This is a genomic window from Legionella quinlivanii (assembly GCF_003265995.1).
GTDB classification, from domain to species: Bacteria; Pseudomonadota; Gammaproteobacteria; order Legionellales; family Legionellaceae; genus Legionella_C; species Legionella_C quinlivanii_A.
The window spans coordinates 68,514-83,819 of record NZ_MVJN01000001.1; the positions used below are offsets into that span (position 1 = coordinate 68,514).

Consider the following 15,306-nt stretch of genomic DNA (forward strand, 5'->3'; position numbering starts at 1 on the left):
TTGTCAAGTGAATGTCTTTTTGGAGCCTGTGTCATTACATACTCCCGTCGTATACCTCAGTTTTTTTAGGTGACTTAAATGAAACGCAAATTTGATTCCAGCCAGTCCTCACCGCAATCAGAAACCAATGTACTGAGGCGAGATATAATTCCTCCTTCAAAACCAGAGGATGCTTTGCAAAACATTTCCCGCCTAGTCATCTCAATTAATACTTTAGGAAAAGAAAAAAATACACGTGGCGCATTCAATCAGACACTGACAAGCCTTCTTGAAGAATTTGTTGAAATAATCCGAGTGCAATTTGAAGATTTGAAAGACTGGATAGATCTTGCATACCAATATTCTCCCAATATAAATGAGCTTGAAATCGAATTTGCGCATGTCGTTAAATTTTTGGGAGTCTATCTAAAAGAAAGCTCCCCCGCCTCTGTTTTGTCTGCCCATTCGTTGAATCAGTTGCTCCATCTGTTAACTTTTAACTGGAACGTTTCAAAAACGCTTTGTTTACATGGATTGTCGAATCTGGCCAAAACCAGTCGAATAAAAGGCAAACTATCCACTGAATTATTAGAAACCATTTTGTTAAGCTCTTCCCGAGGTCCTCTGTGGGAACAACATCATGCCTCTCTGCTTTTCAGTTTAAGTATACTGATTGAGCATGACGCACTGGACAGAGAAATCAATATTGAAAAAATTACACCCTTTCTAAACCGGTTCAAACCATTTCGCCTTGAGGCTAATGACTATAGAAACATTCTTTGCTTTTATAAATCTGTCAATAAAAGAAGACCATTAAATCCCACAATTATTCACTCCACAATTACCAGCTGTGTAAATAATATTTCCTTACAATTTAACGATGCTCTACTGGATATTTTTACGTCCTTTGCTGAGCTCCTTAATGAGGAGTCGGTAGCGGGGATGACCGCAATTAAAGCAGATTTTATTTATGAAATTCTTGAAAGGATAATTGCATCTTCAAATACCGGCATACTTGCCAATCAAATTTCTCGTCTTTATCTTCAATTTGCCAGACTGGCTAAAGTGGGTGCCATTGAAGGCATGCTTTCGCTTGAGCTGTTTGAGAAGATTCTGAGCCAGCTAGAGTTGGATAAACTGCCTGCTGATATTCTACTCCGTTATTTCTCTGCGCTTGAATTGCTGCAGCAGGCAGGCAAAACCTCTCGTCCAGTGTCGGATGCTTTAATTAACAAGTTCCTGAATTCAGCAGCTGAAAAAGCATCTCAGGTTCCAGGGGCAGATATTCAATGCCTTGCTATTGCAAAAAGCTTAATCAAAAGCCCTGAGCTTATTGAACAAAATAAAACCCCAATTCAAAAATTATTACACAGCAACCTTGGCAGAGTGGGTACAAATCCCGAAAAAATAATAAAACTTCTTCAAACCATCAGCTTTCTCAGAAATCATCGGTTCTTCGACAATGATCTATCAGCATTGCTCAGCAAAATTCGGATTGCCTATTCCGTCTTTCCAGAAGATTTAAAAATCCAGTTGAATGAGATTATGCAGCATTTAAAAGATTCACCTCACTGGTTGCAGAGTATTCGACAAGCAGTGGGGCTTGAACAACGGCCTGTATCAGCTGTTCATGCAGCAAGCGCTATACCCTCTATGCGCTTCCCGTCAGCAGGATTGTATAAAGGACCTGCTATTGTACAAAAAAACACCACGACACCAGGACCAATCAATAACCCACAGCCTCTTGGGAACGTCAGGCCGACACCAGCTTCCTCTCAGGCTTCAGCTCCCATAACAACAGGAAATGAACCTCGCGGTATTAAACGAACAGCCTCTCATCCTTCTCGAAATAGCCTCGCTCAATCGAAATCTGGAACCAGCTCAACCCGGACAAGCACCGACAAACCCGCTTCCTGGCAAAATGCCTGCCAATCCAATCGGATATTCTCGGCTATTGCGGATGATGATGTTGAAAGACTAAAAACAATCCTCGATATCCGGGAGCACGCAGGGTCAGTCAAACGGCCTTCCAAAAAGCAGAAAGAGGCGACACAATCGACTTCAGCAAAGCCACGTCTGGCATTGTTACTTAAACGCCCGGAGGGAAATAAAGCATTAACTGAGGCTGAACGTGAAGTTTTTAATTTTTTCAGGACAGTTAGTAAAGATGCCCTGATTAAGTTGATTCAAACAAGTAATTCCGTTTTCTTTTTTCATCTGTTGAAAGCCTGTACTCACCACAACCGCTATTTTCTCATAGAGAAGGGCTTCTTTGATGAGGTCTTCTCCCATCTATCCATGGAGCAGCTCAAACAGTTCATCCCCCACCTTGAGGCTGCTGAAATTTATCGTGCAGAAGATTCGATTATGCACGTTTTAGAGCAGCTTAATGAACGTGGCCGAAAAAACCCGGGAGAGGCAAGCTCACTGAAGGTATTGAAACTTGAATTTTTTACAAGGGCAAGGGAATTTCATATCGACGCTGGTCACATACACCTCGCCGAAAGACTTAACGCCTCAATCAGAAGAATCGAACAACAGCAAATCAATCTCACGCCTGCCAGCCCATCGAACCTGGCACAGACGGTCAGTACTAACCCCAGCACCCGAGTCACTTCCTTTGCAAGATCCACTTCCGGAACTCGCTCTCTTTTTACGGTCAATACCTCTTATCTTTATGACAGCGAAGATATGCTCGCGATTTTGAGAGCCAGATTAGAGACGTTTAACTTTGCCACCGTCATTGGAGTCAGCCAGATTAATGACCATGTGCAGGGAAATCGAATAAAGGATCAGCTTAGGTTAATACTGGCCGAAAATGCTGCTTTAAACGCATCGCATAAAATTGTTCTGGTTCTTCCCATTCAAGTGGGCAATCACTGGGTTGGGCTTCTTCTTGGCTTAACGGGTCGGAAAGTGGATTCAGCCCTGTATCTGGACAGCCTTGGGAAGCAGCCAACTGAAAACAGACAAAGATTAATCCTGAAAGAATTGACTGAAGCGGGATTAAATACTGCCGGAATAAAATTAGACTATGCCGAACAGGCGATTCAGCAACCAGTGGCAGATTACACCAGCTGCGGTCCCTGTTTAGTAGAGAACTTCCATAATGCTTTATCCCGACAATGGCCTGAGACCAGTCGAATGGAGCATGGTCAAATGCTGGAACTACGTCGCAATCATGCGAGCTGCTTATTGGATAAAAGACCGGACTACTATCCTGTGTTTCAGAACAAGCATAAGAATAATGGTGCAAGCTTTCCAAGTATCCAGCAGCAACTCAGCACACATGGCGTTGAAGCAGAAAACAGCAGGTCTTCCCTGGCAAGTCGCCACTGATGACAGATAATCTCGGAAACCTGCTGCCTTAGCTTATTGATTGACCTTCGCCTGTGTATTGCATCTTGACCGGCGTTGTTCATCAAAACCGTCTTTGCGAACGAAGTGAAGCAATCCAGATCGAAGCTTGAACAAAGTGATGAGCTGGATTGCTTCACTTCGTTCGCAAAGACGACATGTTAGTTGCTTGTTCTATTTAGGGTTATTCTTTGAAATATTTTTCAAGAAGCATTGTTTCCAAAGATTTCTTTGTTATAATCAGTCTCGCGTGCCGGGGTGGCGGAATTGGTAGACGCGCCGGATTCAAAATCCGGTGGTGGTGACACCGTGTGGGTTCGAGTCCCACCCTCGGTACCAAAACATCAGATTTTCCTCTTAAAAGACTTCAAGACAGTTTCTTAACCATTGATACCCCTTTCTGCAACCACAGATTGAAAGAGGTATTCTTGCTGACTATGGCTTCGCCATCTCCGAGCTCAAACGATCGTCATCATACACTACAAAACAATGGTTTGATTCATCACAATTTAAAGAGACCGTATTTCCGGGATTAACTGGGGAGGCAATCACCCCATTTTCACAAGTTATTTCAAACACCCCGCCCTGGCCTATTGCAGGATTGAGTTTAATACGGAATTTACCAGAACTTATAGTGGATACATCTGCCATCACTAAGTGCGTACAGCCATTATAGCTAGAGCAATCTGCTGTATTTTTGAGAGTATAAATGCCCTGCCAATGCCCTGGAATTTTGCTGCAATTATCATTCGGCTCCGCACCGAAGCTTAGGGAAAGCGGAAATGAACAAAAGAGAAGAGCCAAACTAAACTTATTCATTATTCATCCTTGTAATAGTTAAAAACCGCATTAATGAGCAATACTTAAATCGCTGACTGTTTTCCCATTTTCCAATCGGGTCTGATCTCTGATTAACAGTAAAAACGGGATAAAACCCAGGGCAAAAATAAAGGAAAATTTATAGAGTCCTACCCATCCTGCCTGCATTTGCAGTAAAGCGGCTATGGGCCCTGAAAAGGTTCTCGGCAATGTCGATAGAGCAACCAGAAGCGAAAACTGAGTAGCCGTATATTGGCGATTCACCAGACGCATAAACAATGCGACCAGGGCCGTAGAGCCCATGCCTGCGGCAAAATTGTCCAACACAACCGCCGTTGCGAATAAGGTCAGATTTTTTCCGACTACAGCCAGGGCGAGAAATAATAAATTCGTCAGTGCTTGTATAATACCAAAGGCTAATAAAGCCTGATATAAAGGCCAGCGCAACAGAATAAAGCCTGCAGCTAATCCACCAAGTAAAATCGAACTGATTCCCAGCATTTTATTAATATAGCCAATAGTATCCAGCGAAAATCCCAAGCCCTGGATCAGGAATGGCATGACAATGCCGCTTGTTGTGGTGGTGAAAGCTTCACCCAGCTTATAAAATAAGATAAATAGAATTAAGGGAATAATGCCCCGGCGATGCCATAGTTCTTTCAATGGCTCGAGAAATGATTGAACAAAGGTCGGTTGACTACTTATTGATTGCGATGGCTCTGGACTCCATAATGTGGCAGCTATGCCAACCAGCATGAGCAATCCCATAATTCGGTAAGTTAAGCTCCAACCGAGGTGACTCGCCATAACCAGTGCCAATCCACCGGCAATTAATAAAGCAAGACGATATCCAAAAACAGCCAGTGATGCGCCGAGTGCATGCTCACTTTCTCGCAAATATTCAGTTCGGTGCGCATCAATCGCTATATCCTGCGTCGCTGAGAAAATGGCTATGAGGAATGCAAGCAAAGCCATCAACTGCGGCGATTGATTGGGTTGGCACCAGGCCATTAAATTAAATGCGGCTAATAACAATATTTGTGTTAACAAAATCCAGCTTCGGCGTTTGCCAAGGAAACACAGCGAATAGCGATCCAGCAAAGGCCCCCATATAATGCGGTAGACGTAAGGCAAACCAACCAGACTTAATAATCCAGTGGCTAGCACAGACATTCCTGTATCAGCAAACCAGGCTTGCAAGGTGCTGGTGATTAATGCCAGAGGGAGACCGGAAGAAAACCCTAGCAGGAAAATAATGAACAGGCGTTTATTCATCCTGGTGTGACACTCTTAGAAAATGGATCCCGCGAGCAAGCCCAAAGTTATCAACCCATCACCCCTACGCCCTGCGGCTTGTCCGCAGGGTCCAGAGTTTCTCTATGAGTCTTCTGGATCCCTCGGACAAGCCGAGGGACGTAGACGCTAGGAGCAGACTCTGTTTTCAGAGATGTGCAGATACCTATGGGACAAGCCGCGGTACGTAGACAACTCTGCCTAAACAGATAGTTTAAGCGGCGGCCTTTTTTACGGAAATCAAATGAATTTTGAAAATCAGGGTTTCATTTGGACCAATAGGACCACCCACACTGCGTGGGCCATAGGCCAGAGCTGAAGGAATGTAGATTTCCCATGTAGAGCCAGCAGGCATTAACTGTAACGCTTCAGTCCATCCTGGAATTACTTGAGAAACTTTGAAGGTAGCAGGTTTGCCAGACTTGTCGGTGCTGTCAAATACCTGACCGTCAATTGTCTTACCAGTGTACTCAACAGTCACGGTATCATCTTTAGCCGGTTTGGCACCGCTTCCAGTTTCAATAATTTTGTATTGAAGTCCGCTGGGTAAACTGACAACGCCTTCTTTAGTTTTATTCTGGCTTAAAAAGGCTTCACCTTTGGATTTATTTTCTTCAGATTTTTTGCTGAATTCCGCATTTCGCTTGGACATCAGATCTTTTTGAAATTTGTTCAGCACTTCTTTCATCTGATCGTCTGTCAGCATCAGTTGGCTGCCTGCCATACCATCCTGTAAGCCTTTTGCCATTGCTGCGGGATTAACTTCAATTCCTTGCTTTTTGAAATTTTTACCCAAATCAGCACCAATACTGTAGGATAATTTATCCATGTCAGTAGATAGAGTCACATCGGATGCAGCAATAGCAGTGGACATAGCCAAACTCATGGTAGCTGCAGCGACCAGTTTCATCTTCATAAACAATCCCCTTTTATTCTTGGACAAGAATCTAATTCAAAGCTTATTGACCATTCGTTTTACGTCTCAAAACAAACATCAACAACACCTGGTTAAAATGCCCATTCATTCTGCCTAAGTTTTCATGAAATTTCCAGTCAATGAAAAATATTTACCTTAGAGTAGCTTGCCTATTGTTTGCTGCACAATTTCCTTCTAAACTTGCCATAATTGCACCATCTTAGGTAAATAGAATGAGTATCAGCCTCTTTGACTTATTTTCCATTGGAATTGGACCGTCCAGTTCCCATACTGTCGGCCCTATGTCCGCTGCTAATGAATTTCTCAAGCTACTCGATGAAAAGAAGTTGTTCGGCGACACTGAGCGTGTTCTTATTGAACTCTACGGCTCTCTGGCCCTGACAGGCAAAGGTCATGGCACGGATAAAGCCATTTTAAATGGACTGGAAGGGAAAACTCCTGATGGTGTCGTGCCGGAAACTATGGTTCCGCGCATGCGTGAGATTATTAGCTCTCAACGGCTTAATCTGGCGGGAGTCAGGGAAATTAATTTTAACGATACCAGTGATTTTCTTTTTCTACAGAAAGAATTACTGCCTCGACACAGTAATGGAATGCGTTTTACAGCCTTTGGAACTGAGGGGGCTGTGCTTTGCAGTCAGGTTTATTATTCTATCGGCGGAGGCTTCATCAGCACTGAGGAAGACTTTGATAATACAAGCTCTGATGTAACCCCGGTCCCCTACCCCTTTGATAATGCCTTTGAGTTGTTAGCTCTTTGCCGGGAAAATCAGTTGTCGATTGCCGAACTTATGATGGTGAATGAGCTTACCTGGCGTGACAAACATGCGGTTCACGCAGGTATCCTTGCAATTGCCAAGGTTATGAATGAGTGCATAGAAAATGGCTGCCGTCATCCCGGGATTCTTCCCGGAGGGTTACAGTTAAAGCGTCGGGCACCAGAGCTTTACCAGAAGTTAATCAAACACCAGGGCGTTCCAAGTGTGTTTGAGCAGTCAGACATTATGAACCGTCTTAATCTTTATGCGATGGCGGTTAATGAAGAAAATGCGGCTGGCGGCCGTATTGTTACCGCCCCTACGAATGGTGCAGCGGGGATTATACCAGCGGTATTGCGTTATTTTCAGGAAGCACACACAAAATTAAGTAAGGAAGATATTTATACTTATTTTCTGACCGCAGCAGCTGTCGGAATCCTTTACAAAAAAGGAGCATCCATCTCTGGGGCCGAGGTAGGATGTCAGGGCGAAGTGGGAGTTGCTTCTTCTATGGCGGCCGCAGGTATTACCGCAGTATTAGGTGGCACCCTGGAACAAATTGAAAATGCGGCTGAAATCGCGATGGAGCACCACTTGGGAATGACCTGCGATCCCGTTCTCGGTCTGGTCCAGATTCCTTGTATTGAACGCAACGCAATGGGAGCTGTAAAAGCAGTTAATGCGTCCCGCATGGCTTTAATTGGTGATGGCCAGCATCAGATCTCACTCGATAAAGTTATCAAAACCATGAAACAAACCGGTATGGATATGCAAACTATCTATAAGGAAACCTCAATGGGCGGTTTGGCTGTAAGTCTTCCCGAGTGTTAAGCTTTAACCAGTTAATCATTCCAGCCTAAGGTTTGCAGCCTTAAGGCTGGAGGATTTAAATAACTCGGCTCTCAATTTTAAACGTAAATGGTAAATCTTTCTGATAAAAAGAATCCGAGATAGCATATCCAACAACCATTGCTAACTCCTGATTAATATACAATAAAGGGATCCTATCCCTTTGCCATTGGGGGATTCCCCATTCCTGAAATAATTTTTTAAGCGTTTTGGATTGGCCATGAATTTTCACTCGTTCACCGCCTTGGCGAAATCTGATTTCTATGACATCACCTTCCAATACACGAACCCCGCTGTTAAAAGGCTCAGCAGCAATTGAGATAGAATCAATAACCAGCGGTTCAGGAAAGTTATCCCAGGAGAGTCCTGATAATTTTCCCGTCGGTTTATTTATCATTAAATAGAGCGCCTTCCTGTAGCGCCGCAGGGCAACCTCTCCCCAGCTGACTATCGGAGTCGCATCGTCTCGGCTAAATAATAGCTCTGAGCCAATTCGATTAAATGTCAGGACATCCGGCATAAGGACCTGATTTTGTCTAAGCCAATAGCGAATGATATTATTCAGTCGTTCGCTATTGAGACAGAGAAGATCGGCACAGTCCAGCACTTGAGACGGCTTGTTAAGCTTCGGGCAATCACTCAAAGCTAATTGATCAAGCAAGTCTTGAGCCTGCTGACAATGCCTGGCCGTGCGAACTAAATTATCATCTACCCCAGGCCATCGTTCTCTGATTAAAGGCAATAGACTATGGCGCAGATAATTTCTTGAAAAATGCGTTTCCTGATTGCTTTCATCATCCACCCAGCTCAGCTTGTGACTTATCGCATAACGCTCAATCTGCGCTCGCGTATAATCCAGTAAAGGCCTGAACAGTAATCCCTTGCCCAAAGAACGCCAGGCTGGCATGGCAGACAACCCATCAATGCCTGCCCCACGAAATAATTGCAAAAGAAGTGTCTCTGCCTGATCATCGCGGTGATGCCCGAGCAAAAGGCAAGTATTACTCTCTGATAATGCGGAAAACAGTTCATAACGTTTTTCCCGAGCAGTTTTCTCAATATTCGATGAGTTATTCAAATGCACATGATTAACAATCAATGGAATATCATGCCGCTTGCAGAATTGTTCGCAATGCAGCTTCCATGTATCGGCATTGGGACTTAGTCCATGATGAACGTGAACAGCGGTTAGCTTTGCTTTAAGTTGAGGAATTTTTGCTAAAGCATAGAGCAATACGGTTGAATCCAGCCCACCGCTGAACCCTGCATATAGCTTGTCAAAGGGTTCAAGCAGTGGGCTGATGAAATCGAAATCCAGGCTAATCACAGGCTCCCATTGCCATGAATTTGTTGTAACGCTCCTCCAGAAGGGTTTTAAGAGGCATTTTTTTCAAGTGTTCGAGCTCTTCAACCAGAATACTTTTAAGTCGGCCTGTCATCGCCTCGAGATTACGATGAGCTCCCCCCAGTGGTTCTTTGATAACCTGATCAATTAAACCCAGTTCATAAATGCGCTCAGCGGTGATTCCCATTGCCCTGGCTGCTTCACTGGCTTTAGCCGCATCTTTCCACAGGATGGATGCACAGCCCTCGGGTGAAATTACCGAGTAAATACCAAATTGCAGCATTAGCACCCGATCGCCCACACCAATTGCCAGGGCCCCGCCAGAACCCGCCTCACCCGTCACTGTACAAATAACAGGCGTTTTCAGCTTCGCCATTTCCAAAAGATTTCGGGCAATCGCTTCTGACTGGTTGCGCTCCTCTGCTCCAATACCCGGGTAAGCACCTGCAGTATCAATAAATGTGAAAATAGGCAGATTAAATTTTTCGGCCATTTTCATCAGCCGCAAGGCCTTACGATATTCCTCAGGGCGTGCCATTCCGAAATTACGATACACCTTCTCCTTGGTTCGCTTTCCTTTCTGGTGGCCTAATACCATAACTGGCTCACCATTTAAACGAGCCAGGCCGCCTATAATTGCTGGGGCGCAGGAATAATGACGGTCTCCATGAAGCTCCTGAAAGTCAGTAAAAATATGTTCAATATAATCCGTAGTTTGCGGTCTGAGAGGATGTCTGGCCAGCTGAGCGATTTGCCAGGGCTCCAGATTAGAGAAAATGCCCGCCATTAACTCTTCACACTTGCTTTCAAGGCGCGTGATTTCTTCACTTAAATTGATTTCAGTGTCACCGACCATGCGCAGTGCCTGAATCTTTTGGTTCAATTCTTCGATGGGCTGCTCGAAATCCAAAAATTGTCGACTCATTAATTACTCGTTGGCGAATTAAAAGGCATGCGTTATGATAACCCTAACTGCTTCCAGACGCTACCCATTGAATCATCTGAATGAGTGAATTCCAGATTAAACCGATGTCATTAAAGGATTGTTCTCTTCAGGAATCCAGAATAGATATCTGGGAATTTCCTCTATCCAGCTATCCAGAAAATAGCTTACAGCTTTTAGACGACACCGAGCTTGAACGAGCGAGGCGCTTCCTGTTTGAAAAACACCGCCGACGCTTCATTGCCTCACACGCAGCGCTGCGCCTTATTCTAGCCCGCTATCTGCAAATCCCTGCGGGACAAATCGAGTTTATAAAGGGGATTCATGGAAAACCGGCAGTCAAACATTTCACAGAAATTGAGTTTAACCTCAGTCATTCGGGTGAAATCGGGTTATTGGGAATAGGCAGCAAACACCCATTGGGAATTGATATTGAACAATTCTCTGCCCGCTCACTAAAGGGATTGGCTAATTACGCATTTTCCCCGGAAGAGGTTCAGGAACTTAATCGGGTGCCAAAGTTACTGCAAGTCCTTACTTTTTTTAAAATATGGGCTAAAAAAGAAGCATTTATCAAGGCGTCGGGTCTTGGACTCCATTACCCTACTCAGAGTTTCTCTGTTCCTGTATTTAAAGATCATGCTGAAATTTTCGATTCGCTGCATCAGAAAAACTGGCTGATGAACTCCTTCTTGCCTCATACGGGTTATGCTGCTGCGCTTTGCTATGAACCCGCCATTGTAACACTGCGCGGACAAAAATTGAAAAAACTGGAATGGCTATTAAATGAGAAGTTCTGATATAAAAATGTTTACTTCCTTACAGCGGCAAATTCTGCATTTGCTTGCCGATGGAACTTGCCAAAGCGGCGAATACCTGGCCAGGCAGTTTGGTGTATCAAGAACTGCCATCTGGAAACAAATCCATCAGTTGACTCTATCAGGACTCCCAATTGAATCAATTCCAAAACAGGGATATCGCTTGCTAAAGCCTTTTATTCCCCTTGATAAAGAAAAAATTTTAAGCCAACTTCCAGGACATTTAAAAAATGAAACCACTGTCTATCAATTTAGTGAAATTGACTCAAGCAATCGCTTTTTAAAAGATCTGCCGATACAAAAAAATCTGACTATTTGCTGTACTGAAAAACAAACACAGGGACGCGGGCGTTTCGGACGCACCTGGGCCTCCCCTTTTGGAGAGAATATTTATTTATCGGTTCGCTGGGAAATGTACGAATCGCTTTCTCGCTTATCAGGATTAAGTCTTGCTGTCAGTCTCGGAGTAGTTCGTGCACTGCATAATGCCGGTGTTCAGAATGAGATACAGATAAAATGGCCGAATGATTTAATATGGCAAGGCAAAAAACTCGGTGGCATCCTTATTGAAATGATTGCTGAATCTCACAGCAGCGCATCGGTTATCATCGGTATTGGAATTAATGTGAATACAGATCCCAAAGAGAGTAATTTATCAGATAATCCCTGGTGCTCTCTTCTGGAAACAGGCGGTCAATATTGGGACAGAAACCGATTGATTGCAGAAATTGTAAGCACTCTGGATCAGGATATTGAGCGTTTTTTAAAAAATGGGTTTTCAAGCTTTTTGCCCTTATGGAATCAACACGATTATTTGCGTGGTAAAACCATCACTGTGCAGCAATTCAATTCACGGATTACCGGGGAAGCCTGCGGCATTGATCCTTATGGGCAATTGTGTCTGCGTGACAATGAAGGTCTGATACATTATTTATCGTCTGGAGATACGAGCTTGAGTGGTTTTTAAGGGGGGTTTGTCCCGAGCTACTCTATTCACTCGGGAACGGATGACTGCGAGGAAATCCGGTTTTATACAGCTTCTTCACTACTATCGGTTGACTCTTTTTCTTGCTGGATGCGTAAATAAATTTCTTCACGATGAACGGAAACATCTTTAGGAGCATTGATTCCCAGTCTGACCTGGTTACCTTTCACGCCAAGAACAGTGATATTTACATCATCACCAATGATTAGAGTTTCACCAATACGGCGAGTTAATATTAACATGCTTTAAATCTCCCTAATTTGTATATTCCCACCCGTTCCATAGAAAGCACTCTTCCATGTGGGCTTCGTAATATACAGTTTGTACAAAAAACAATCTTATATTGTCTGGATAAGTTTATACCAGAATTCTTAACGAAATATTAAGAAACTAAAATTTTATAAATTAATTACTGCCCCCGCTCTGCAGGAACAGAATTATTCTGGAATCCGGGTGGGCAATTCCAGAAAAGACTATTTCTCTTTCTAATTATATGACAAATAAACAAAAAAATCTTTGCAGTGACAGAAACGGGTAATTAACAAGCTGACTTTGCTGAACCAATTCTTGAAGACTTCCCCGCGTTAAACAAAAAAGCCAGAAAAATTAGTGGCAAATAGGCAATGAGGCAGCAAATAAATCCACTCATCCAGTTGAAACCTGAAATGAATGCCCAGGGTAACAGCCAGGTTATATTAATGACCGTTACGCCTAAGGTCACAGGGCAATGGCCGCCATAATGTCGGGAAGCATGCTGATAAGCATGGGTACAGTGAGCTTCCCAGATACGTTCTCCGCTTAGCGCTCGCTGAATCAGAGTGATCGTTGAGTCTACAACAAATACCCCAAGCAGAATTAACCAGCTCCAGAAAAGTGATGGAGACAAAAATGCGGCATGAATGCTAAAGGCCCCGACCACTATTCCCAGAAACCCGCTTCCTACATCCCCCATAAAAATACGAGCCGGCGGAAAATTCCAGATTAAAAAACCGGATACGGTGGCTGCAAGCCCGATAAGCGGCAAAATTTCTGATGAATAGCCCAGGAGCCAGTACAAAGAAGCAGCCGCCATGCAGGCGAAAATAGTTTCTGAAGCAGCCAAACCATCAATCCCATCCATAAAATTAAACAGATTTAATACCCAGGCCAGATAAAATACTCCGATGCCATTCAAAATCCAGCCGGAGGAAATTAACCAGCTGCCAATCTGGATTGAAGGAAAACTGCCAAAACAATACAAAACGAAGGCACTAGCCAGAAAATGACCTGAAAAACGTATTTTTGGCGATAAATGCCTTTTATCGTCAATAAATCCCAATAACGCCACAAATAATCCTGCTCCGGAAGTTGCGATGGCAAAAGGTATCGAAATCAGACTAGTCTGAGAGAGGAAGGCAATGAGGCTGGTAAATATTAATACAAAAGCCAGGCCCCCGCCTCTTGGCGTCGGGTTTTTATGCGAGCTTCTATCATTGGGAATATCCAGGAGCTGCACTGTCAAAGCATACCTTCTTATGGCCCGCGTTAACAGAAATGACGCGAAAAATGCCATGCACATAACGAATACAATCATAAAAACCCCGCTAATGTATCGACAAGTCAGGCCTAAGCCGTTGAATTATTAACTCGCTTGCCATAAACTACTGAAAAAAAAGCACTCTGATGGAATGGAAAGCATGACGCACTTAACTCAAATGGATAGCTGGAACGCGCTAAAATCACATAGTACACAGTTACAATCACATTCAATTCTTGACATCAAACAAAGTCTCAGAACAAGCAGGGCTTCTCTTAATTTTTCAGCATGCAAACTCGATATCGATTTTACAAATCAGAAAATTATACCAGAAACTCTAGGCTTATTAATTGAATTAGCAGAAGAGCGTGAATTATCGAAGAAAGTTCAGGCGCTTTTTAATGGAGCCTGCGTAAATTTCACTGAAAACCGCCCCGCCTTACACACCGCACTTCGGCAAATGGATAATAAACCTTTAGTCATTAATGGAAAAGATATAATGACTGAAATATTTGCCGCAAGAGCGCAGATGGATGAAATTGCTGAAAAAATACGTAATGGTAACTGGCTGGGTTTCACGGGAAAACCGATTACAGACATTGTCAATATTGGTATTGGCGGTTCAGATTTGGGTCCCAGGCTTTGTATTTCAGCCCTTGATTGCTGCCGCCATCCGGATTTAAATTTCCACTTTGTTACCAGCGTTGACCCTTATGATTTTAATTACACGGTTAAATCCCTGGACCCCGAAACTACCCTGTTCTTAATTTCCTCTAAATCATTCACCACACGGGAAACACTGCAGAATGCCAAAAAAGCCGTAAGCTGGCTTGGCTTAAATGAGCTCAATGAGCGGCATTTTATAGCGATAACTGCCAATGGCGAAGCGGCACACAGGATGGGATTCAAAACAGTGCTGCCTATATGGGATTGGGTTGGCGGAAGATACTCTCTGTGCTCCGCGATAAATCTGATAACGATGATTGCAATTGGCTATGAAAATTTTTCCCAGATTCTTCTGGGGGCTCACCATATGGATCAGCATTATCAGCAAAGTGAATTGTCTCAAAATATTCCGGCTTTATTGGGGCTCATTGGAGTGTGGAATAATAATTTTCTCGCGACCCATAATTTTCTGATGCTGACCTACGCTCAACAGTTGGAACACTTTGTTCCTTATATTCAACAGCTGGATATGGAAAGCAATGGAAAATCCACTGATAGTAAGGGAAAGTTTGTTAATTACGCCACCGGGCCTATGGTCTGGGGTGGGCTTGGAAACCAGGCTCAACATAGCTATTTTCAACTGCTATGCCAGGGAACTCATCAGATTGCAGGCGATTGCATAGGTGTGAAGTCGTATAACGAAGAAACCATCAATCATTTTCTCTATGAAAAACTGCGAATTCTTAGTGATGGAATTCCCAATAATCAGCATCTGAATAAAATGATTAACGGCAATATTCCTCTTAACCTGATTACTTTAGACGAAGTGAGTCCTTATACTTTAGGCGCTCTTATCTCTCTGTACGAACATAAAATTTACACTCAGAGCGTCATTTGGGATATTAATCCCTTTGATCAGCCTGGAGTGGAAAGTGCCAAACAGACGTTTAGCAGGAATAAAGAATTGGCAAAAGAGATCTCTATTTTATAATTCGACTTCTCCTTGTGAGATAGAATGGCAGAATGCCTGACAGATCACCA

At 43.5% G+C, this 15,306-nt stretch carries 12 protein-coding genes and 1 tRNA gene; 6 read left to right on the forward strand and 7 right to left on the reverse strand.

Translation table 11 applies throughout. The annotated features are described in order from the left end of the window. The first annotated feature begins 78 nt into the window (after positions 1 to 78). Together B1207_RS00315 and B1207_RS00320 are read left to right on the forward strand one after the other, a co-directional pair. Positions 79 to 3,318, forward strand: coding sequence for a hypothetical protein (locus B1207_RS00315; RefSeq protein ID WP_112218015.1), 3,240 nt, complete (start codon positions 79 to 81; stop codon positions 3,316 to 3,318). 270 nt (positions 3,319 to 3,588) lie between these two features. Continuing rightward, positions 3,589 to 3,675: transfer RNA gene (locus tag B1207_RS00320), tRNA-Leu, on the forward strand. Positions 3,676 to 3,771: 96 nt separating this feature from the next. Here B1207_RS00320 and B1207_RS00325 read toward each other — a convergent pair. From B1207_RS00325 to B1207_RS00335, 3 genes are all read right to left on the reverse strand, one after another. Next, positions 3,772 to 4,155: a hypothetical protein gene (locus tag B1207_RS00325; protein ID WP_112218016.1), complete on the reverse strand. Its 384-nt coding sequence runs from the start codon at positions 4,153 to 4,155 to the stop codon at positions 3,772 to 3,774. A 30-nt stretch (positions 4,156 to 4,185) separates the two neighbouring features. Continuing rightward, positions 4,186 to 5,430: an AmpG family muropeptide MFS transporter gene (locus B1207_RS00330; protein WP_112218017.1), complete on the reverse strand. Its 1,245-nt coding sequence runs from the start codon at positions 5,428 to 5,430 to the stop codon at positions 4,186 to 4,188. A gap of 232 nt (positions 5,431 to 5,662) precedes the next feature. Continuing rightward, positions 5,663 to 6,364: an FKBP-type peptidyl-prolyl cis-trans isomerase gene (locus B1207_RS00335; RefSeq protein ID WP_172458041.1), complete on the reverse strand. Its 702-nt coding sequence runs from the start codon at positions 6,362 to 6,364 to the stop codon at positions 5,663 to 5,665. 233 nt (positions 6,365 to 6,597) lie between these two features. Between B1207_RS00335 and B1207_RS00340 the strand changes: the two genes are divergently transcribed. Beyond that, a complete protein-coding gene (locus B1207_RS00340) occupies positions 6,598 to 7,974 on the forward strand; it encodes an L-serine ammonia-lyase (protein WP_112218019.1) in 1,377 nt (458 codons plus the stop codon). A 55-nt stretch (positions 7,975 to 8,029) separates the two neighbouring features. Here the strand turns inward: B1207_RS00340 and tilS are convergent, their stop codons facing one another. After that, positions 8,030 to 9,319: a tRNA lysidine(34) synthetase TilS gene (gene tilS, locus B1207_RS00345; RefSeq protein WP_112218020.1), complete on the reverse strand. Its 1,290-nt coding sequence runs from the start codon at positions 9,317 to 9,319 to the stop codon at positions 8,030 to 8,032. Next, positions 9,312 to 10,262, reverse strand: a complete 951-nt coding sequence (locus B1207_RS00350) for an acetyl-CoA carboxylase carboxyltransferase subunit alpha (protein WP_112218021.1) — start codon at positions 10,260 to 10,262, stop codon at positions 9,312 to 9,314. Before B1207_RS00350 ends, tilS begins: the two co-directional genes overlap by 8 nt. An 80-nt stretch (positions 10,263 to 10,342) precedes the next feature. Here B1207_RS00350 and B1207_RS00355 point away from each other — a divergent pair, with 80 nt between their 5' ends. Further along, a complete protein-coding gene (locus B1207_RS00355; protein ID WP_112218022.1) occupies positions 10,343 to 11,080 on the forward strand; it encodes a 4'-phosphopantetheinyl transferase family protein in 738 nt (245 codons plus the stop codon). Positions 11,081 to 11,087: 7 nt separating this feature from the next. Next, positions 11,088 to 12,065 (forward strand): biotin--[acetyl-CoA-carboxylase] ligase, encoded by a 978-nt coding sequence (locus B1207_RS00360; RefSeq protein ID WP_112218321.1) that lies wholly within the window; start codon positions 11,088 to 11,090, stop codon positions 12,063 to 12,065. A 62-nt stretch (positions 12,066 to 12,127) separates the two neighbouring features. Here the strand turns inward: B1207_RS00360 and csrA are convergent, their stop codons facing one another. Together csrA and B1207_RS00370 are read right to left on the reverse strand one after the other, a co-directional pair. Continuing rightward, complete coding sequence (gene csrA, locus B1207_RS00365) at positions 12,128 to 12,325, reverse strand: carbon storage regulator CsrA (protein WP_058506756.1); 198 nt, start codon at positions 12,323 to 12,325, stop codon at positions 12,128 to 12,130. A gap of 296 nt (positions 12,326 to 12,621) precedes the next feature. Then, positions 12,622 to 13,578 (reverse strand): MraY family glycosyltransferase, encoded by a 957-nt coding sequence (locus B1207_RS00370; RefSeq protein ID WP_253255762.1) that lies wholly within the window; start codon positions 13,576 to 13,578, stop codon positions 12,622 to 12,624. A 181-nt stretch (positions 13,579 to 13,759) separates the two neighbouring features. Here B1207_RS00370 and B1207_RS00375 point away from each other — a divergent pair, with 181 nt between their 5' ends. Next, positions 13,760 to 15,256, forward strand: coding sequence for a glucose-6-phosphate isomerase (locus B1207_RS00375; RefSeq protein WP_112218024.1), 1,497 nt, complete (start codon positions 13,760 to 13,762; stop codon positions 15,254 to 15,256). The last annotated feature ends 50 nt before the right edge of the window (positions 15,257 to 15,306 follow it).